Source organism: Neobacillus solisequens, from assembly GCF_051233465.1.
Lineage (GTDB): Bacteria > Bacillota > Bacilli > Bacillales > Cytobacillaceae > Neobacillus.
Genome location: NZ_JBKFGJ010000018.1, coordinates 98,167 through 118,351 on the forward strand (window position 1 = coordinate 98,167; position 20,185 = coordinate 118,351).

16 protein-coding genes are annotated in these 20,185 nt (G+C 38.5%); 11 read left to right on the forward strand and 5 right to left on the reverse strand.

What is annotated here, in order from left to right; translation table 11 throughout:
* The first annotated feature begins 10 nt into the window (after positions 1-10).
* The 3 genes from pflB to ACI3K6_RS17110 all read left to right on the forward strand — a co-directional run bounded on the left by pflB (position 11) and on the right by ACI3K6_RS17110 (position 5,347).
* Entirely contained in the window at positions 11-2,236 is a 2,226-nt protein-coding gene (gene pflB, locus ACI3K6_RS17100) for a formate C-acetyltransferase (RefSeq protein ID WP_435555786.1), read from the forward strand.
* Between the two features lie 62 nt (positions 2,237-2,298).
* A complete protein-coding gene (gene pflA, locus ACI3K6_RS17105; RefSeq protein ID WP_435555787.1) occupies positions 2,299-3,039 on the forward strand; it encodes a pyruvate formate-lyase-activating protein in 741 nt (246 codons plus the stop codon).
* A gap of 79 nt (positions 3,040-3,118) precedes the next feature.
* Positions 3,119-5,347, forward strand: coding sequence for an AAA domain-containing protein (locus ACI3K6_RS17110; RefSeq protein ID WP_435555788.1), 2,229 nt, complete (start codon positions 3,119-3,121; stop codon positions 5,345-5,347).
* A 101-nt stretch (positions 5,348-5,448) separates the two neighbouring features.
* Here the strand turns inward: ACI3K6_RS17110 and ACI3K6_RS17115 are convergent, their stop codons facing one another.
* Both ACI3K6_RS17115 and ACI3K6_RS17120 read right to left on the reverse strand, forming a co-directional pair.
* Positions 5,449-6,606 carry a pyridoxal-phosphate-dependent aminotransferase family protein gene (locus ACI3K6_RS17115; RefSeq protein WP_435555789.1) on the reverse strand — a complete coding sequence of 386 codons (1,158 nt, stop codon included), beginning with the start codon at positions 6,604-6,606 and terminating at the stop codon, positions 5,449-5,451.
* 185 nt (positions 6,607-6,791) lie between these two features.
* On the reverse strand, positions 6,792-7,163 hold the full coding sequence (locus ACI3K6_RS17120; RefSeq protein ID WP_435555790.1) for a hypothetical protein: 372 nt from the start codon (positions 7,161-7,163) through the stop codon (positions 6,792-6,794).
* Positions 7,164-7,533: 370 nt separating this feature from the next.
* On the opposite strand from ACI3K6_RS17120, the gene ACI3K6_RS17125 reads away from it, so the two are divergent.
* The 3 genes from ACI3K6_RS17125 to ACI3K6_RS17135 all read left to right on the forward strand — a co-directional run bounded on the left by ACI3K6_RS17125 (position 7,534) and on the right by ACI3K6_RS17135 (position 10,367).
* Positions 7,534-8,442 (forward strand): chemotaxis protein, encoded by a 909-nt coding sequence (locus ACI3K6_RS17125; RefSeq protein ID WP_335477272.1) that lies wholly within the window; start codon positions 7,534-7,536, stop codon positions 8,440-8,442.
* A gap of 557 nt (positions 8,443-8,999) precedes the next feature.
* On the forward strand, positions 9,000-9,818 hold the full coding sequence (locus tag ACI3K6_RS17130) for a C39 family peptidase (RefSeq protein WP_435555791.1): 819 nt from the start codon (positions 9,000-9,002) through the stop codon (positions 9,816-9,818).
* A 66-nt stretch (positions 9,819-9,884) separates the two neighbouring features.
* Positions 9,885-10,367 carry a DUF456 domain-containing protein gene (locus ACI3K6_RS17135; protein WP_335480421.1) on the forward strand — a complete coding sequence of 161 codons (483 nt, stop codon included), beginning with the start codon at positions 9,885-9,887 and terminating at the stop codon, positions 10,365-10,367.
* A 43-nt stretch (positions 10,368-10,410) separates the two neighbouring features.
* On the opposite strand, the gene ACI3K6_RS17140 is transcribed toward ACI3K6_RS17135, so the two are convergent.
* Positions 10,411-11,403, reverse strand: coding sequence for an acyltransferase family protein (locus ACI3K6_RS17140; RefSeq protein ID WP_435555792.1), 993 nt, complete (start codon positions 11,401-11,403; stop codon positions 10,411-10,413).
* 376 nt (positions 11,404-11,779) lie between these two features.
* Here ACI3K6_RS17140 and ACI3K6_RS17145 point away from each other — a divergent pair, with 376 nt between their 5' ends.
* The 3 genes from ACI3K6_RS17145 (at position 11,780) to ACI3K6_RS17155 (ending at position 13,535) form a co-directional block, all read left to right on the forward strand.
* Complete coding sequence (locus ACI3K6_RS17145; RefSeq protein ID WP_435555793.1) at positions 11,780-12,103, forward strand: hypothetical protein; 324 nt, start codon at positions 11,780-11,782, stop codon at positions 12,101-12,103.
* Between the two features lie 43 nt (positions 12,104-12,146).
* Positions 12,147-12,365, forward strand: coding sequence for a Fur-regulated basic protein FbpA (locus ACI3K6_RS17150; RefSeq protein WP_435555794.1), 219 nt, complete (start codon positions 12,147-12,149; stop codon positions 12,363-12,365).
* 171 nt (positions 12,366-12,536) lie between these two features.
* Positions 12,537-13,535, forward strand: coding sequence for a hypothetical protein (locus tag ACI3K6_RS17155; protein ID WP_435555795.1), 999 nt, complete (start codon positions 12,537-12,539; stop codon positions 13,533-13,535).
* Positions 13,536-13,685: 150 nt separating this feature from the next.
* On the opposite strand, the gene ACI3K6_RS17160 is transcribed toward ACI3K6_RS17155, so the two are convergent.
* Positions 13,686-13,868, reverse strand: coding sequence for a YolD-like family protein (locus ACI3K6_RS17160; RefSeq protein ID WP_335475092.1), 183 nt, complete (start codon positions 13,866-13,868; stop codon positions 13,686-13,688).
* A 146-nt stretch (positions 13,869-14,014) separates the two neighbouring features.
* Entirely contained in the window at positions 14,015-15,235 is a 1,221-nt protein-coding gene (locus ACI3K6_RS17165; RefSeq protein WP_435555796.1) for a nitrate/nitrite transporter, read from the reverse strand.
* A 226-nt stretch (positions 15,236-15,461) separates the two neighbouring features.
* Here ACI3K6_RS17165 and nasC point away from each other — a divergent pair, with 226 nt between their 5' ends.
* The gene (gene nasC, locus ACI3K6_RS17170) at positions 15,462-17,615 is read left to right on the forward strand and encodes an assimilatory nitrate reductase catalytic subunit NasC (protein WP_435555797.1); all 2,154 of its coding nucleotides are present in this window, start codon (positions 15,462-15,464) and stop codon (positions 17,613-17,615) included.
* 145 nt (positions 17,616-17,760) lie between these two features.
* Positions 17,761-20,175 (forward strand): nitrite reductase large subunit NirB, encoded by a 2,415-nt coding sequence (nirB, locus tag ACI3K6_RS17175; RefSeq protein WP_435555798.1) that lies wholly within the window; start codon positions 17,761-17,763, stop codon positions 20,173-20,175.
* The last annotated feature ends 10 nt before the right edge of the window (positions 20,176-20,185 follow it).

Here is a 20,185-nt window from a genome sequence, read left to right on the forward strand (position 1 = left end):
GTGAGTAAGGATGGAACAATGGGAAGGATTTATAAAAGGTCAATGGACAAGAAGGGTAGACGTTCGGGACTTCATCATTAAGAATTACTCTCCATATGAAGGGAATGATTCCTTTTTAGCACCGGCTTCAGAAGCAACCCAAAAACTATGGAACAAGGTAATGGAATTGACGAAACAGGAACGGGAAAAAGGCGGAATCCTTGAAATGGATACTGAAATTGTTTCTACGATTACCTCTCATGGTCCTGGGTATTTGGATAAAGATATTGAAAGGATAGTCGGAGTTCAAACAGACAAACCTTTCAAACGATCCATGCAGCCTTTTGGAGGAATTCGTATGGCTAAGGCAGCATGTGAATCATTTGGGTTTACACTAAGCCCGGACGTGGAGAAAATTTTTACAGAGTACCGCAAAACCCACAATCAGGGTGTATTTGATGCCTATACAAAAGAAATGCTGCTTGCCCGTAAAGCAGGGATTATTACCGGATTGCCAGATGCCTATGGACGAGGACGGATTATTGGGGATTACCGCCGGGTCGCATTATATGGAATAGATTTTCTAATGAAAGAAAAACTAAAGGATTTCCAAAATACTAGTACTATCATGACAGAAGATAACATCCGTTTACGTGAAGAGCTTTCCGAGCAATATCGAGCACTTAATGAACTGAAACAGCTGGGAACTAGTTACGGTTTTGACTTATCACGACCTGCTCAAAATGCTCAGGAGGCTTTCCAATGGTTATATCTTGCCTATCTTGCTGCAATCAAAGAACAAAACGGAGCAGCAATGAGCCTTGGGCGTGTATCTACGTTCCTTGATATTTATGTAGAGCGGGATCTGCAAAATGGAACCCTAACTGAATCTCAGGTCCAAGAAATCGTCGACCATTTTATTATGAAGCTTCGAATTGTAAAATTCGCCCGTACACCTGATTACAATGAATTATTCAGTGGCGACCCAACGTGGGTAACCGAATCCATTGGAGGTATGGCACAGGATGGGCGCTCACTCGTTACAAAGAATTCTTTCCGTTTCCTTCATACACTTGATAATTTAGGCCCGGCTCCAGAACCTAATCTAACTGTTTTATGGTCAACGCGACTACCGGAAAACTTTAAGCAGTATTGTGCGAAAATGTCCATTCAAACCAGCTCGATTCAATATGAAAATGATGATATCATGCGCCCTGAATACGGGGATGATTATGGTATTGCCTGTTGTGTATCTGCCATGGAGATTGGAAAGCAGATGCAATTTTTTGGTGCACGTGCGAACCTAGCAAAAGCAATGCTATACGCCATAAATGGCGGTATGGATGAAAAACTGAAAATCCAAGTTGGACCTCAATTCCAGCCGATCACTTCAGAGGTATTACGTTTTGAAGAAGTGATGCAAAGATTTGATCAAATAATGGAGTGGCTTGCAGGACTATATATAAACACCTTAAATATCATCCACTATATGCATGATAAATATAGCTACGAAAGGATTGAAATGGCCCTTCATGATACGAAGATCCTTCGTACGATGGCAACCGGTATCGCAGGGTTGAGCGTCGTTGCTGACTCCTTGAGTGCTATTAAATATGGTGAGGTAAAAGTGATCCGCGATGAAAATGGATTAGCAGTAGACTTTGTAACCTCAGGAGATTATCCGAAATATGGTAACAATGATGAACGTGTGGACAGTATTGCTGTTGAAGTTGTGGAGCGATTCATGAAAAAGCTGCGCAAGCACCCAACCTATCGTGATTCAGTTCATACCTTGTCCATCCTAACCATTACATCTAATGTCGTTTATGGTAAGAAAACGGGTACAACGCCTGACCAGCGACGTGCTGGGGAACCGTTTGCGCCTGGTGCAAATCCAATGCATGGTCGAGATACAAAAGGGACATTGGCTTCTCTTGCATCGGTTGCTAAACTTCCGTATAGCGAAGCAATGGATGGGATCTCCAACACCTTTTCAATTGTCCCAAAAGCCTTAGGTAAGGAAGCAGAAGCTCAAATCCGTAATCTCGTATCCATTTTAGATGGATATGCCAATTTAACCGGACACCACTTGAATGTTAATGTTTTAAACAGAGAAACATTAATGGATGCAATGGAACATCCAGAGCAATATCCACAATTAACGATTCGGGTTTCTGGTTACGCAGTAAACTTTATTAAATTAACAAAAGAACAACAGCTCGATGTAATAAATCGTACGTTCCACGAATCTTTATAATGGAACTGGGAGCTACCTAAATTTTTATGTAGCTCCTAAACCTTTTGAAAGGGGACATCAGCTTGCTTGGAAACATCCATTCAATTGAAACTCTAGGGACAGTCGACGGTCCGGGAATCCGTTATGTTGTGTTTACACAAGGCTGCCTGTTACGATGCCAGTTTTGCCATAATGCCGATACATGGGAGATAGGCGCGGGCAAAAAGATGTCCGTATCTGAAATCATGAATGATGTCATCACCTACCTCCCTTTCATTGATTCTTCCGGCGGCGGCATTACGGTAAGCGGCGGCGAACCATTGTTGCAGATCCCATTTCTCATCGAGTTGTTTAAAGAGTGTAAAAAGAAGGGGATTCATACAACGATTGATTCTTCCGGCGGTTCCTTTCACCATTCGCAAGTATATCTTGATCAATTGGACGAACTTTTACGTTATACTGATCTTATTTTACTTGACTTAAAACATATTGACCGGGAAAAGCATTTGAAATTAACGGGAATGACCAATGACCATATTAAAGAATTTGCAAGGCTGTTATCAGACAGGAAAATACCAATTTGGGTGCGTCATGTCTTGGTACCTACCATAACAGATGATGAAGAGGATCTTGAAAGACTTGGCGAATACATTGGAACATTGGAGAATGTTGAAAAGGTAGAAATTCTGCCTTATCATAAACTAGGCGTATACAAGTGGGAAGCGCTTGGCCTTGAATATCCATTACAACATATTGTGCCTCCTTCCGATCAACAAGTTGATTATGCCTATCAAAAGTTAACCGCACACATCAAAAATAATTAGCAAGGATTTTTACCGAGTATGTTAAAGTACTTAATAAAAATCGATACAGAGAAAGTTTTTTCACAACAAGGGGAAGCAAATGACAACGAAAACATATATCAATGAGTGGATGCAAGCCTTACAACTGGAAATAAATTATTTGAAAAAGTTTGGTGGAAGCCGATTTATCATTACCAACGGACGCTTGTTATCAAATGAGGAATCATACAACTATTATTTTGACACCGCTATCTCATTACGGATTCCGGTAGGTTCGGCGATCAAACTCGAATGGGGTGCCATGAATAGCAAAGGAAAGGTCCTCTCCTCCGAGGGGAGAGGGATCATTCTTTCTTTAGAGAAAGGTTTTGGCGACCTAATCCCTGATGCTTTTTTATTGCATGATCCGTGGGAACTGCTGGAACACTTAATCGAACGCTTGGACGAAATCAAAAAAAACAAGCAAAAGCGAGTCAGAGTGAAAAGATTAATGAATCCTTCCAAGGATACCAAGCATCCTATTGAAAAAATTAAAAGTAATGTCCATGAATTAGTGTTACGTTCAAAATATAATCCAGTTACATTCGTCTGGGGACCGCCCGGAACTGGTAAAACTTATACCCTGGCTAGAACAGCAGCCAATAAATATTTTCAGCAGAAAAAAGTGCTAATTTTATCACATAGTAATCAAGCTGTGGATGTTTTGATGAGTGAGTTGACAGATTTTATTAAAAAAAAACACCGATTTCGAGAAGGAGATATACTTCGTTATGGGGGAAATAATGGAGATGCTCTTGTAAACCATCACGAAATTACCACTGGAGGGCTCATTGAAAAACAGGTTCCCTTTCTCTCACAGGATCGCATGAGGTTATTAGAAGAAAGAACCAACTTAAAACAAGATTTAGCCAATTCTTTTAGTAAACGGGATTCTGATCATGTAATGGAGCTTGAACTTCAAATTGGTAAGCTTTTTGAAAAAATCCGCAAGAAAGAAGTTCAATTAGTAAAGGATGCGTTCATTGTCGGAGCAACGCTGGCAAAGGCAGCCAGCGACAGTGCTATTTATGAACAAGAATATGATGTTGTGATCCTCGATGAAGCAAGTATGGCGTATATTCCACAGGCTGCTTTTGCTGCTGCAATCGGAAAGAGAGTCATTATTTGCGGGGATTTCAAGCAATTGCCCCCAATTGCTTCAAGCAGGGATCCTCTGGTGGCCAAATGGCTTAAAGAGGATGTGTTTCATCATGCAGGGGTGGTGGATTCGATTAATGATGGGGAACTCCATCCACAACTATTTTTGCTAAAAGAACAACGGCGAATGCACCCGGATATTTCTGCTTTTACGAATCGTTATATTTATCATTCACTTGTTGGTGATCATCAAAGTGTCTATAAAAATAGAAATCAGATCGTCAGCCAAGCACCCTTAAAAGATCACGCTACCGTTCTCGTGGATACTAGTTTCACAGGTTTACATTGTTTAAGTGATAAAACAACCAATTCCAGATTTAACCTATTGCAGTTATTAATGTCTTTTCAATTAATTCATGAAGCATACCTGGATGGAACCAAATCGATTGGCTATGTGACACCATACCGGGCCCAGGCAAATCTTATGGAGTCACTTCTTGAAGAAATCTATAGGGACGAGTGCCAAAAAGCTGATATTATAGCGGCAACTGTCCATCGATTCCAGGGAAGTGAGCGGGATGTAATGATCTTCGATACCGTAGATAGTGCTCCTCAACAAAGGCCTGGTATGTTATTAACCGGCAAAGACAGTGAGCGATTGATTAACGTGGCTATTACTAGAACAAAAGGGAAATTTCTACATGTCAGCAACAGAAATTTTATTGAAAAGCATATTTTTCAAGGCAAAACACTAAGACAGCTTGTTGATCACCAGGTACGGAATAAACAATCCATTACTACAAAAGAAATTGGTTCGTGGGTTCAAAATCAACATTCAAAGTTAAGGTGGATTCATGCGATTAAATTGGAAGCAGTTTTTCGGGATTTGAATTCGGCAAGGGGATCCATTACCATCTCTTTGCCGGTAGGAACGAATTTATCTGATGAATGGAAAGAGCAGTTATTAAACAAAGGAAAACATTTGAAAGTGACTGTTATTTCCGATCAAGAAAGGGATTTTTCTGACGAGTTGCTTAAAGTCCAGTTTCCATTTCCGTTTGTCATGATTGACGAAAAGGTTTTATGGCTGGGGCTTCCACTAGAAGGTGCAATAGATATCCGCCCCCCTTATATAGCGGCAAGACTTTGCTCTAGAAATGTGTGCGAATACTTGTTAAAACAATTTATTTAGCAGGAAAGAATATTCTCTATCAAACTGTGAAAAAACCTTTGAATTAAATTAATAAAAACAGGCTCAATGGGAAATACTTGAGCCTGTTTTTATAGATTTGCTTACATTCTATGTGTGTCTAGAAATACTCTTTGTGCTGCAAGTACCCCAACTCCTGGTTCGAATGAGTAGTTGAAGTCCTGCAAACCGGCTTCAATTAGGGAAACCGCTTGGAGAATATCACTAGGGAAGCAGTAGCCCATGTGACCAAAACGGAAAATCTTACCTTGAAGATGTCCGAGGCCACCGGCAAAGTCTAGATAGTATTTTTGCTTTAAGTGACTGAGGAACAAAGGAAGTTCCAATCCTTTCGGAGCCCAAATCGCAGTTATGGTAGGAGAGGCGTATTCATCACTAGTTAAGAGTCCAATTGAGAGTGCTTTCATGGCGCTCCTTACCATATTCTTCATTAGTTCGTGACGGGCGATTGTTTGTGAAAACCCGCCTTCTTCTTCAATTAAATCACAAACAGCTGATAGGCCGAAAATGAGTGAAATAGCAGATGTATTAGGAGTCATCCCGTTTTCAGCCCAATCTCGATAGCTTAACAAATCCAAGTAATAGGAGGATGTATGGTTCTTCTCAATGACTCTCCATGCCTTTTCACTTATGCTTAATAAGGAAAGACCAGGAGGAAGCATCATTGCTTTTTGAGAACCGGTTACTAGAATATCAATGCCCCATTTGTCCATTTCGGCAGGTGCTCCGCCAATACAACTAACGCCATCGACAATAAATAATGCATCTGAATATGTGCGAACGACTTCTGCTAATTTTTCGATTGGATTCAGGATTCCTGTTGATGTCTCATTGTAGGTGGCAAAAACAGCTTTAACATTTGACAGCGGTTTTAGAAATTGAATTAAGTCTTCCTCCGTGCATGCATCGCCCCAATTTTTCTCCAGCTTATGTACCTTGAAACCATATTTTTCGCAAATCGAGACAAAATAGTTCCCAAAAGCTCCAACAGTGATAACAACTACTTCTTCACCTGGGGACAGGATATTAACAACTGCAGCTTCCAATGCAGCCGTGCCACCTGAAGGAATCAACAAAATTTCTTGATTAGTACCAAATATCGGTTTCACACGTTTAGTTGTTTCACGGTATAATTGGACAAACTCCTCTGTTCGATGGCTGATCATGTCATGGTCCATGGCAAGCTGAACCTTTTTAGGAATTGGGGTTGGTCCTGGATGTCTTAAAATATTAGGATACATAGCTTTTCCCTCCAAACGTAAAACTAACTTCATCATCCATTATAACTCATTGGAAATCTTTTACTAAGAGAAATGAATTAAGGATCATTTATGAAAGAAAAAAGGATTGCCAAGGTTTAAAACCCTGACAATCCCTTTTAACTACACCAAAGTTTAAAAATTCTAGGTCATACCTGATCGTGATATTATTGCGGTCTAAATGAAGAGTTTTGAAAACCTTGATAATGAGTGGTTTGCACACCTGGATTAACAAAGTGCTGGGGTTGGATTCCGCCGAATCCAAATTGTCCCGACAATTCTTGTTCAAGTCGGTTACATTCAGCAATCACTTCATTACATCTTTGAATGGCTATCTCGTGGCCTTGCAGACTTTGTTGAATAGTCTGTACAGCCATTTGTTCCCGTTGTAACATTTGATTAATCATTTGGATGTTTTGTTGTTCATTTTGAAGCATTTGCTGGTATTGATGATTGCTCTGTTGAGTTTGTTGAATCAATTGTTGGGCAATTTGTCGGCTTTTTTGCAAGTGAGTAAGTGAATGTTGCATTGTATCCATCTATAGACCCCCATTTGTTTTTTGTTTATTAGGTTGAAAATCAACCCAAAAATAGATTTTGCAAAAGGGGAGCTGTTCAGTCAGTTTATAATTACCATTTTAATCAATACATAAAAATCATTATCATGATCGAATGATATACATTAATGAATATTTTTTATGAGTAACAATATTGCTCAGCCATAAAACTGGAACTTTTTTATAAGCCCTATTTAATCCAATCGCAAGAAAAGGTAACTACATACATATAACAAAATATTCGACATAATTCGAGAATATTTTTCAAAAATGATTGACCCAGGAAGAAAAACACCTAATAATTAAGTGTATATTTTGTGTGAACTAGAGCAGATCGAAAGGAAAGATTGTCATGGATACTCATAAACAAATAGAAAGTGGTTCAAATCAGCTGGACATTATGGAGTTTAAAGTTGGTGTAAACACCTATGGCATAAATGTATTGAAGGTAAGAGAACTAGTGGAAGCCCGTCCCTTTACTCCAATTCCTCTTTCTCATCCATATATTATGGGAGTCAGTGAATTAAGGGGAAGAGTTCTTCCTGTTATTAATTTATCGAAAGTTCTCGGTTTGCAAAACCACCAATTCGATGGTACTTGTAAATGGATTATTACTGAAATGAATCAGCAGGTAGTAGCATTCCAGGTAGACACTGTTAATGGGATTCGCCGATTAACATGGGAGAATATTGAAACCCCTTCAAATACATTTCATAATGATGCGAGCTTGGTAGTAGGGATTGTAAAACTTGAAGATAATATTACACTGCTGTTGGACTTTGAGAAAATTCTTACTGAAATTAACCCAGCAACTGGTATTAATGAAACCCGCATTGGTAATATAGAACCAAAAGTGGCTAGAGACAAAAAGCATATTTTGATTGCAGAAGATTCATCGTTCCTTATCGAACTAATTCAAACTAGTATTCAGAAATCAGGATACCAGCATGTTACCATTAAGTCGAATGGGAAAGAAATGTGGGATTACCTTGAAGCAATGGTTCAAACTAAGGGTGATCGAGTTTTAGAAGAGATTGATTGCTTAATTACCGATATTGAAATGCCTCAAATGGATGGTCTCCACTTAACGAAACGCGTGAAAGACCATGCCATTTTAAAAGAACTACCAGTGGTTATTTTCTCATCTTTAATTACAGAAGATTTGCGCCACAAAGGAGAAAGTGTAGGAGCGAATGCACAAATATCCAAACCAGAGATTGAAGCATTAGTAAATATTTTGGACTCATTATTATTAAAATAAATTAATTTTAATAAATACCCAACTTAAATCACCTATTTAGGAAAGAACAGCTGACTAGGAGGCAGTAAAGCCAGATGCTGCGAAAAAAAGCAGTAGCTGAATATATAGAAGCAGCTAAGAATGTCCTCCATCGTAATGTCCCAGTGAAAACAAAATAGTTAGAGAGCGTATACCAGATATCGTTTTTGAACGATATCTGGTATTTTTTTGGCTTTGGCAATGTTAAAGAATACTGTTGATTTTAAACCCTGTTGATAGGAGCGGAAGGCACGAAGATTCCTCGAAAATGCTAACGCATTTCCTTCGTGCGTGGGCGGAGTCAAGGAAGCAATTCAATGTCCTGTGGGAGTACGGTTCTGGAGAGACCCCGCAGGCGCAAGCGCCGAGGAGGCTCGCCGAAACGCCCACGAACCGCAAGTGCCTGGAGCGGAAATCAACATACATGTTCAACAGAGCCTTGGCTTTAAATAATTTTTTTACATAATATTTTTTAAGTTTTATTTAAGGTTGAGGTGATAGGATGCTATTAATATATTAAAGGTGAGAGAGGCATAAATGTGAAAGGTAAAGTTCTTGCGGTTTTATTTACTATAGGGATCCTGGTCAGTGTAAGCTATGTTCAGGCACAAAAACCAAATCTTACAACAAAAACAACGAATTCTAGCGATAAAAATACAGAAAATATCCTAGAAGTAAAAGAGGTTTCCACTACGGTTTCCAATTCAGATGCAACTCAGGAAAATGAAGTCCAAAATCAAACGAAAACACAAGTTCTAAATCAGAACGGAAAAATTGTCATTAGTGGGGTAGCACACATCCAACAGCTGCCTGAACTACCGCGGGGATGTGAAGTAACCAGTCTAGCAATGCTTCTCCAATATGAGGGAGCTTCAGTTGATAAAATGACTTTGGCAAAAGAAATAAATACAATTCCATTCCGTGATCAAAGTGGATTGCATGGGAATCCAAATGTGGGATTTGTAGGGGATATGTACTCGTTTGATCAACAGGGCTATGGAGTCTACCATACTCCGATTGCAAATTTGGCAGAGAAATTTCTACCAGGTAGAATCATAGATTTAACGGGTAAAGGTATAGATTCTGTATATAATATGATTAATCAAGGATCTCCTGTGTGGGTTATAACAAATTCTAGATTTACCTCGCTCCCTCAAAGCGAATTCAGCACTTGGAATACACAAACGGGGAGTGTTCAGATAACTTATAGAGAGCATAGTGTGTTAGTAGTTGGTTATGACAATCAATATATATATATAAATGACCCGTTATCAGATCAATCGTACAAGTCAGTTCCAAGGGTCAGTTTCGAAGCCTCATGGGTTCAAATGGGGCAGCAAGCGGTAAGTTATCAGTAGTGATGGTGTGAATGCCATCGCTTTTTTTCTCTTCAAAGGATATGATAACAATGAGGTGATTAGAATTTGACAATAATTTTTTGGATCATCATCATTGCTTGTTTTGTCTTTAGCTTTGTTGGTTTGATTTATCCAATTATCCCGTCAGTATTACTGATATGGGGAGGGGTTATTCTATATCATTTTGGTATTAACCCGGATGAAGTTTCCTGGATCACCTGGACCATGCTTGGGCTATTGACCATTGTTTTATTCTTGGCAGATTATTTAGCAAACCTCCATTTTGTTGATAAAGCGGGGGGGTCTATTTGGGGGAAGCGGGCCGCAACCATTGGGTTAATAGTTGGCGGCTTTGTGATTCCTCCATTTGGAATTATTATCGTCCCTTTTGCATTGGTGCTTTTGGCTGAAATCGTGCAAAAGAAATCCTTCCTCGAATCCGTTAAAGTGGCGTTTGCCGTCTTAATTGCCTTTTTAAGCGGAACCGTGGCGAAAGTGCTGATTCAATTGATAATGATTGCCGTGTTTGTGGTTGATGTGATTTTTTAATAACGGGTATAAATAAAAAAGAGTGGATCCACTCTTTTTTATTTTATATTCTTAATTCAATTAACGGCCGCGTATATTTTTGGATAAAATAGTTTCCTAACAATAAACATAGCCCTAATGAAAATACAATCAGCATCAGGTATTGATTGGCCAGATTATTTAACGTATCGTCAGAGATAATAACTTGGATTGTTTTTATGATAAATCCATGTAATAGATAGATATATAATGTTCTTTGGCCAATGTCTGTCATTTTAAATCCTTTTGTCGGTACCATTGCTAAAAATCCATACATAACAATGACTGTTAGTATATATTGCGATGCACGAATAATCCCATTTGTAAGTCCAATTCCTTTTACATCTAAATTAGCATAAGAAGTATCACCCAGTAGCCACGGAATGGCATCCTTCGGAAAAAGGAAAGCAAACAATACCATGGTAATAAGAAGGACTGTAAATCCAATAATAGTGGAATGCTTTACTTTTTTAACTACCTTCAAATGCTTGGAATCCAATAAAAATCCAAAGAGGAAATACGGAAAAAACACAAATGTTCTTGAGAGCGAAAGATAACTGCCTATCTGGTCAAAATAGCCAATCCCGATACCGATGAAAACTGCTATACCTAATCCAACCCATTTTAATTTTGAGAAAGCATATAGAAAAAGATTCCAATAGAACAAACTTAGTAAGAACCATAATGTCCAGTGGGGGTGTAAAAGGTCAATTTTAAGTGTGGATTCTTGCCCCAACACATAATAAAAAATAGAATAGACGAACTGGAAAATCAAATAGGGTATCAGGACTCTCTTAACTGTTTTTATAAAATTACCCTTTTTATGAAATCCTTTTGAGAAATACCCAGATATAAATATAAAGGCTGGCATATGAAAAAGAAAAATAACTGAATATAGTGTAAAAAGAATCTCATTGTTGTCTTTTAATGGACTAATAACATGTCCAAAGACCACCAAAAATATCAAAATAAATTTAGCGTTGTCAAAATAAAGACTCCTTTTTTTAGAGGAATCCATATTTATGAACACCTCCAGATTCGATTTTTATTGCCATTCAATGGTTTTACCCTCTTTACTTTACTAGATGAATATTACAAATCTATAATAGAAACTTTAAAAAAACCTTAAGAAAAACCCTTTTGACGTAGAAAACGCAATGCAAATAGCCCGAGCTCAGTGTATGGTATAAGTGGTCGTCAAAAAATCAGAAAAAATATTTAATTCACACTTTACTTATTGGTTTAATTGGAGTAATATTTAGGTAATACAATCAAATGAAAAATAGTCGATTGGAAACCCAAAGGCTTCGTTACGCTTTACGCGTATACGGAGCCTTTTTGTTTCTTATTAAGAAAACAAAACCAATGAAGGATCTGGAAGGAGGGTGACATAAATGTCAGCTCAAGAGGTGAATGTGGTGCCATTATCTACTACAAAAACACACTATTCCTTCGATTCCAGCCACTATCTCAATTTGCCGGATTTACAATTTTTTGCTTGGTGTAACCAAAAATATCAGATCAATAGAGGTGTTTATAATACGATTGAACAATGGTTTTATGACTATGGGGTTGTGCACATTCATAACCGGAGAATTCAAATGTTGGCATTTTTAGAATTTGTTACGGAAGAAAGACATGGGCAAATCCAAGAAAAAATACTCCGTTTTGGTCATGGCGGGCTTACCAAAAAATTAAATGAATTTATAAATAATTAAGGAAAGTGAAATGAATTTCTAGATGGAAAAGGAGTGTTTTTGGGTGGGAAATATACTTAGGAATGCTGTGGAAAAAAAGCGGAGAAAAATAATTGAAAAATTGATTGCATTTGATGTTTATGAAAAAGAAGATCATTTTCTTTATGAGTTTTCACTAACAGAGCTAGAACATGAATATAGAAGGTTTCGAGCGCTAAACCATCCTCATACTAATTTTAGTTCTATTCATTTGACTAATAAGGAGAATGTAATAGAAGAGTAAACGCAGAATCATTCAATATACCCGACTATTGTCGGGTATATTTTTTAAAATCAGGGCAAATTAAATATGTGATAATTTCAAAAAAAGTTCTATTGATATTTAAAAAATTCCCTACATTATCACACAATATTATTTAGGTACATGATGTTAATTTAATGAGGAGTATAGATGATGAAGAAATTATTGATAGTTGTTTTGGCAGTAGGTTTATTTATTACGCCAATTTTTACTAGTGCCCATGTGAAATGGTTCACAGATGTTGCTCCACATAAAGAAACGATTGAGCATATTTTGTCGCCTCTGTTTATTTTTCTGGCACTAATTGCAGCCGTGGTATTAGCAATATTACCTCTCCTTATACCAAAGATTGCTGAATCACAACTAATGCAAAATTGGGACCAAAAACTTTCAGGTCTGCGGAAATACTCCAGATATTTATTAAAGTATGGTACAGCGCTAGCATTAATAATCCAAATTAGTAATGGTACTATTTTTGCCCCTGAGTTGCATGTTACCCAATCCATCATTGTCATCCTAACATGGTTGGCAGTTGTTTGTTTGCTCATTCCACACCATTTGGCAACAAAAGCGGGAGCACTGGTATTGTTGGGCATTTTTATTTATATTACCATGCAACACGGAATCTTCTATATGCTCGATTATGGATTTTACGTAGCCATTATCGGAGTTTTACTAGTTGGAAATACCAAGTTTGAAAAAGTCGGTTTTCCATTTTTATATCTCGGGACAGGATTATCCTTATGCTGGGTGGCAGTAGAAAAATGGGTTTATCCGGATATGTCTCTTGATATCGTAATCCACCATCATGTACCAACATTCGGATTTGAACCTACTGTTTTCATTACTATGGCAGCATTTATTGAATTTGTAGTGGGATATTTACTTGTGGTGGGTATTTTAAATAGAGTGCTTGGATTAGTGGTAACCATTATTTTTGTCTTGACCACCATGTTATTTGGAGTAACTGAAGTGATTGGTCATTTTATGATTCATATTGTTTTAATTATCTTTATTATTGAGGGAGTTTCATTCTATACTCCTCCCATTAAAATCCATAAAACTAAGACAGATCAATTTATATTTGTGTTTCTAAATTTTATTTTTGTTTTGGCAACATATATTTTAATATATTACCGCTTTGGTGCATGATTGTATCATTCAAACGTCATTTCTAAAAAATAAAGAGGTGAACTTTTTATTTTAGTCCAATCGCTTTAAAAAGGACTAAGTGTCAAAAATGTAGTCCATATAAATAATCTAAATAATAATTCCATATCCACTCTCTCCTTTTTTGAAGTATTATATAATTTGTTTGATCCGTGATAAACGGATGCTGTGTACAACTTTATTTTCATCTTTTAACGAAAGAAGCTGTTCCTTTAAGTTTAAGGAATAAACACGGCCTTTCAGAGTATTCAAAGCACCATTATTAAAATAATCAATCGTAATCTGTCTGTTTTGGGTCAGCATTTTTAAGTACATTTTTTACATACTCCTTTTAATTGAATTTACATCCTCATTATAGGATTAAGAATTTAAGAACTAATGAAGTGGGTGTAAAAAATATGTAAAATTGGAGTTCAATGAATGGAGCCAACCGATTTTGTTCGATTGGCTCCACGTGTTTGTTATATTTTTTTTGAATCTAATAGATAACTGTGGTGTTGCCCACGCTTTTGCCATTGCCATGAGTGATGGGCAATACCTAACATCATTAACGCTGCCACAGCAATACCAGCATATAAAAAAAATCCAGTAGCGTATGTTCCGGTGAGTTGTTTTAATGATCCTAGTAAATTGGGGATTAAAAAGCCTCCAACTCCTCCAGCAGCCCCTACAATTCCTGTAATAAATCCTATTTCTTGTTTAAATCGCTGCGGAACGATTTGAAAGACTGCCCCGTTCCCCATCCCAAGGCTAAACATCCCCAAAAATAACATGAAGGTAACCGTCATTAAAGATGGAAGCAGACCCACCCCAAACATGGTAATAGCTACTCCTAAAAATAAAAAAGTGAGAAGGCGAACACCACCAATCCGGTCCGCAATAAATCCGCCAACAGGTCGAAAAAAACTTCCTGCAGCCACGCAAAGTGTGACAAAGTCACCCGCAGTTACTTTGGATAAACTATATTGATCCACAAAAAAGATGCTTAGAAAACTCGTTAAGCCGACAAAACCGCCAAAAGTTACACTATAAAAAAAGCAAAAAAACCAAGTATCTTTTCGTTTAAAAACGTTGAAATATTGACCAATCGTTTTTGGCTGTGTTTGAAGAGGCGGATCTTTTGCAAGAAAAACATAGATCATAAAAACGATGATCAAGGGGATGATTGCCATTCCAACCACATTGTGCCACCCGTACTGCTCAGCAAGACGTGGACCAAATAAGGTCGCGAGAAGTGTCCCACTGTTACCCGCTCCAGCAATCCCCATGGCTAATCCCTGTAAGTGGGGCGGATACCATCGGCTTGCCATAGGAATGGCAGCAGCAAAACTTGCACCTGAAACGCCAAGGAGGATGCCAATCAAATACAATTCCGTTAATGAATGCCCGAATAACAATGCCCAAACTAACGGAGCAGTAGTGACAACCATACCACCAATTGCCGTTTTTCGAGGCCCGATTCGATCTGTTAAGTAGCCAAGAATTAATCGAAAAATGGATCCGCTTAATATAGGGACAGCCACAATGAATCCTTTTTGCGAGGGTGAAAGGTTAAAATCCTTGGTAATGTATACCCCTAATGCTCCAAGCAAAACCCAAATCATGAAGCTGACATCAAAATATAAAAATGATGCTAATAATGATGGGGCATGCCCACTCTTTCGAAAGTCTGATAGTTTCATCCACTTTGCTCCTTTCACCTACACTTTTTCTTCCTTTGTCAAACAAAGAGTAATCACTTTTAATTTGTCTGTCAGCAATTGTGTTAAAGAACCTTACACTCTTTTTCGTAACCAGTTTTGTATCGAGAAGGATGCAAAGTGAATTTACTGCGTCAGCAAATATGACAAGTTTAATTTCTTTTTTGAAATCGTGTGGAATAATGGAGGAATCTTAGGGGGTGTATCAGTGGATCAACAAAATTCTGTATTGGTCGAACATGAAAATACTCACGAGGTAGTTACAGAACAAACCTTTCATACGCAATGTCCGTTTTGCAGTATGCAATGCAAACTCAAATTAGTAGAGCAATCTTCGGGCGATGAAACAAAATACAAGGTAACTGGCCAAAAAAACCCATGCAGTGAAGGCAGAATGTGTATCAAGGGCATGTATGCCCATCAACATGTCTTTAGCAAAGAACGTCTAAAATACCCATTGTTAAAGGTAAATGGAGAGTTTGTTCGAATTTCCTGGGAAGATGCATTGTGTCAGATTAAACAACATTTTACCGACATTCAGAAAGTGGATGGCAATCACAGCATTGCTGTGTATGGGAGTGCCTCCCTTACCAATGAAGAAGCCTATTTATTGGGGAAATTTGCAAGAGTAGCCCTGAAAACGAAGTACATTGATTATAATGGCCGGTATTGCATGTCTGCAGCTGCGACTGCAGCCAAATTAACTTTTGGAATCGATAGGGGATTTACAAACAGCCTTGATGAAATACCTTTCACTGAATGTATCATTTTGGCTGGGACCAATCTTGCTGAATGCCAACCAACCATAATGCCATATTTTAAAAATGCTCAAAAAAATGGAGCTTCTATTATAGTGATAGACCCAAGGGAAACACCGACTACCAAAATGGCTGACTTGCATATTAAGCTTAAACCGGGTAAGGATGCAGCGTTGGCAAATGGGTTATTAAAGGTCATTTTGGAAGAAGGTATTGTGGATGAAGGGTTTATAAAGAATCGTGTAAATGGCTTTGATGAGGTAAAAGAATATATTTCAGCTATAGAGATGAGAGAAATTGAAAAAGTGACCGGTGTTGCAGGTGAGGAAATTAGAAAAGCTGCTTTGATGTTTGGTAAAGCCAAAACTGGAATGATATTAACGGCAAGAGGCGTGGAACAACAGACAGATGGGACCATGGGGGTGCGCGGTTATCTGAATATTTTGCTTTCAACCGGTAAAATTGGCAAGCCTTTTTGCGGTTATGGAGCCATTACAGGACAAAGTAATGGACAAGGAGCAAGAGAACACGGTCAAAAAGCAGATCAACTGCCTGGTTATCGCTTAATTGAAAATGAGGATGATCGAAGCTATATTGCAGAAGTATGGGGAGTTGAGAAGGATGAGTTGCCAAGAAAAGGGGTATCTGCAGTTGAAATATTCGAGAAAATGGATGAGGGTGAAATCACTGGCTTATTTTTAATGTGCTCAAACCCAATCGTCTCTAGTCCCAATGCCCATTTTGTCAAAAAGGCGATAAAAAAATTAAAATTTTTCGTTGCTGTAGATTTATTTATTTCGGAAACAGCCAAGTTAGCCGATTTAATTTTGCCAGCATCCTCCTATTTAGAGGATGAGGGGACGTTAACGAATGTGGAAGGAAGAGTAACCTTACGGGAAGCTACCTATCCATGTCCCGGAGAAGTAAAGCATGATTGGCAAATCATATGTGAAATTGCAAGAGCTCTTGGAAAAGGTGAGTATTTTGCTTTTTCATCACCTGAAGAAATTTTTAATGAATTAAGGGTAGCAAGCCGAGGGGGACAATCAGATTACTATGGTATCACCTACGATCGAATAAGAACTACAGGCGGTATTCTTTGGCCGTGCCCGGACCTTGTCCACACGGGAACAAAGCGACTGTTTGAAACCCGTTTTGCTCACGAGGATGGGAGGGCAAAAATGATCATCGTACCGAACCATCAAAATGTTCCAAAAGAACAACCCAATTTTGAATATCCTATATTTTTAACAACCGGCAGGGTATTAGCACACTACCTCACAGGTGTTCAAACGAGAAAAAGCCCGTCATTGGTGGCCCGTAATGGAGAAGCCTTTATGGAAATTCATCCAGAAACGGCGATGAAATATAACCTTTCTGACAAGGCATTAGTAAAAATTAGCTCCAAAAATGGAAGTATTATAGTCAGAAGCCGATATACGGATGGAATTCGAAAAGATACTGTGTTTGTTCCATTTCATTGGGCTGACACTCAAAATGTTAATCTTTTGGTTTCAAGTGAATTAGACCCATTTTGCAAAATGCCGGGGTTTAAAATGACCGCTGTCAATGTTAGACCCCTAGTTAGAAATACACCAATATAATAAAAACCCTGGCCAATTGGTCCTGGTTTTTATTATTGTTTTTTGAAAATTAAAAAAATACGTAAGAATACCTGACATGTTTCGAAAATTTCATTTTTACCTGTGCTATAGTTTGTGAATAAACTTACTAAGGGGTGGGACTACAATGGAGAGGAAAAAGTTAATTCTGGTTGGCAATGGAATGGCGGGTGTCAGAACGATTGAGGAAATCTTAAAGCTCGCTAGGGATTCATTTGAGATCACGATCATTGGAAACGAGCCCCATCCGAATTATAACCGAATTCTCCTTTCAAAGGTTCTGCAGGGGGATATGGAAGTGACGGATATTACACTTAATGATTGGGGCTGGTACCAAGAGAACGGAATTGAATTGATTACAGGTGAAACCGTAACGAAAATCAATTCTTTGAAAAAAACGGTGATCACAAATAGTGGGAGAGTTGAACCGTATGATGAATTGATTCTGGCAACCGGGTCCTTGCCGTTTCTTCCTCCAATCCATGGTGTCGACAAGAAAGGGGTAACTACCTTTCGTGATATAGGAGATACAGAAGTGATGCTTGCCGCATCAAAAAAGTATAAGAAAGCTGCCGTTATTGGAGGTGGTCTTCTTGGTCTGGAAGCAGCGATGGGACTCATTAATCTGGGGATGGATGTTTCGGTCATCCATTTGGGGCCATATTTAATGGAACGACAGCTAGATCCGACAGCTGGAAGATTACTGCAAGATGAGTTGGAAAAGCAGGGTATGTCATTTTATTTAGAAAAACAAACCCAAGAAATCTACGGGGATCAACGGGTAAAAGGATTACTGTTTAGTGATGGAACTTCACTGGAAGCAGACCTGATAGTTATGGCGGTTGGAATAAAGCCAAATTCCGAAGTAGCAAGGGAAAGTGGAATAGGCGTTAATCGCGGAATTGTAGTCAATGATTTTATGGAAACAGATTTACCTCATGTTTATGCTGTTGGAGAATGTGCGGAACATAATGGCATGGTCTATGGACTGGTGGCCCCACTATATGAACAAGGCAAAGTATTGGCGAAACATATTTGTGGTGTTGAAACAAATCCGTATCAAGGGTCGGTATCATCAACACAGCTGAAGGTTTCCGGTGTTGAAGTATTTTCTGCAGGGGATTTCATGGAAGGTGAAGATAAAAAATCCCTAAAAGTATTTGATGAACAAGAGGGTATTTATAAGAAGATTGTGTTACGGGGAAACAAAATTGTTGGTGCAGTCATGTTTGGGGACAGCAGTGATGGAAATCGGTTATTTTCTTTGATTCAAAAGAAAGCAGATATATCTGACAGGGCAAAAGTATCCATTTTACAATCAAGCGAAATCGAATCTGGTAAAAGCCAGGTTGCCTTGATGAGTGACGAGGAAATCATCTGCGGGTGCAATGGCGTTACAAAAGGGACGATCGTTCAGGCCATCCGTCAGCAAGGCTGTTCATCACTTGAGGAGATCAAGGCATGTACGAGTGCATCCCGTTCTTGCGGAGGATGCAAGCAGCTAGTTGGAGAAGCGCTGGACCTAACACTTGGAAAGTCCTACATGGCGAATCCTCAAAAAGAAGCAATATGCGGCTGTACCAGGTTAACTCGTGATGAGGTAATTGAAGAAATAAAAGCTAAAAGATTGTCGACCGTTAAAGAAGTAATGTTTGTTCTTGGTTGGAACAATGAGGAAGGCTGTTCTAAATGTAGGCCGGCACTTAACTACTATTTGGGAATGGTCTATCCAGAAGAATATCAGGATGAACGAGAATCAAAGTTTGTGAATGAGCGAATGCATGCCAATATTCAAAAAGATGGAACGTACTCTGTCGTACCGAGAATGTATGGCGGGGTAACAAATTCAACTGATTTACGGCGGATTGCCGATGTTGTTGATAAATATGACATTCCATTAGTAAAAGTAACTGGAGGGCAGCGCATTGATTTATTAGGCGTCAAAAAAGAAGATTTGCCAAAGGTATGGGAGGACTTAGACATGCCCTCTGGCTTTGCTTATGGAAAATCCCTTAGAACGGTAAAAACTTGTGTAGGAGAGCAGTATTGCCGCTTTGGCACCCAAGATTCTATGAGTTTAGGAATTCTCCTTGAAAAGAAATTTGAGGGACTGCAAACTCCTCATAAAGTAAAAATGGCCGTTTCAGCATGTCCGAGAAGCTGTGCTGAGTCTGGTTTTAAGGATATTGGTTTTATCGGAATTGAAGGTGGTTGGGAAATTTATGTTGGCGGAAATGGTGGAACTCATGTACGTGGGGGAGATTTATTATATAAAGTTAAAACAGTCGAAGAAGTAATGGAAATCACGGCTGCGTACCTTCAGTATTATCGGGAAACGGCAAACTATTTAGAACGAACCTCGGCATGGATCGAGCGGGTTGGTCTTGATTATATCCGTGCCACACTTGATGATAGGGAAAAACGAAAGGCGCTATACGGTAGAATGGAAAAAGCCTTGTCGGTCCTAAAAGATCCTTGGAAGGAAATCATCGAAAATAATAGAGTGAAAGAACAAATGTTTAATAGTATGTTCTTTTCTTAGATTTGGAACA

Coding starts and splice junctions, on each gene's coding strand:
- pflB (WP_435555786.1), top strand. CDS start 11: ATGGAACAATGGGAAGGATTTATAAAAGGTCAATGGACAAGAAGGGTA.
- ACI3K6_RS17110 (WP_435555788.1), top strand. CDS start 3,119: ATGACAACGAAAACATATATCAATGAGTGGATGCAAGCCTTACAACTG.
- ACI3K6_RS17115 (WP_435555789.1), bottom strand. CDS start 6,606: ATGTATCCTAATATTTTAAGACATCCAGGACCAACCCCAATTCCTAAA.
- ACI3K6_RS17120 (WP_435555790.1), bottom strand. CDS start 7,163: ATGGATACAATGCAACATTCACTTACTCACTTGCAAAAAAGCCGACAA.
- ACI3K6_RS17125 (WP_335477272.1), top strand. CDS start 7,534: ATGGATACTCATAAACAAATAGAAAGTGGTTCAAATCAGCTGGACATT.
- ACI3K6_RS17140 (WP_435555792.1), bottom strand. CDS start 11,403: ATGGATTCCTCTAAAAAAAGGAGTCTTTATTTTGACAACGCTAAATTT.
- ACI3K6_RS17145 (WP_435555793.1), top strand. CDS start 11,780: ATGTCAGCTCAAGAGGTGAATGTGGTGCCATTATCTACTACAAAAACA.
- ACI3K6_RS17155 (WP_435555795.1), top strand. CDS start 12,537: ATGAAGAAATTATTGATAGTTGTTTTGGCAGTAGGTTTATTTATTACG.
- ACI3K6_RS17160 (WP_335475092.1), bottom strand. CDS start 13,868: ATGTACTTAAAAATGCTGACCCAAAACAGACAGATTACGATTGATTAT.
- ACI3K6_RS17165 (WP_435555796.1), bottom strand. CDS start 15,235: ATGAAACTATCAGACTTTCGAAAGAGTGGGCATGCCCCATCATTATTA.
- nirB (WP_435555798.1), top strand. CDS start 17,761: ATGGAGAGGAAAAAGTTAATTCTGGTTGGCAATGGAATGGCGGGTGTC.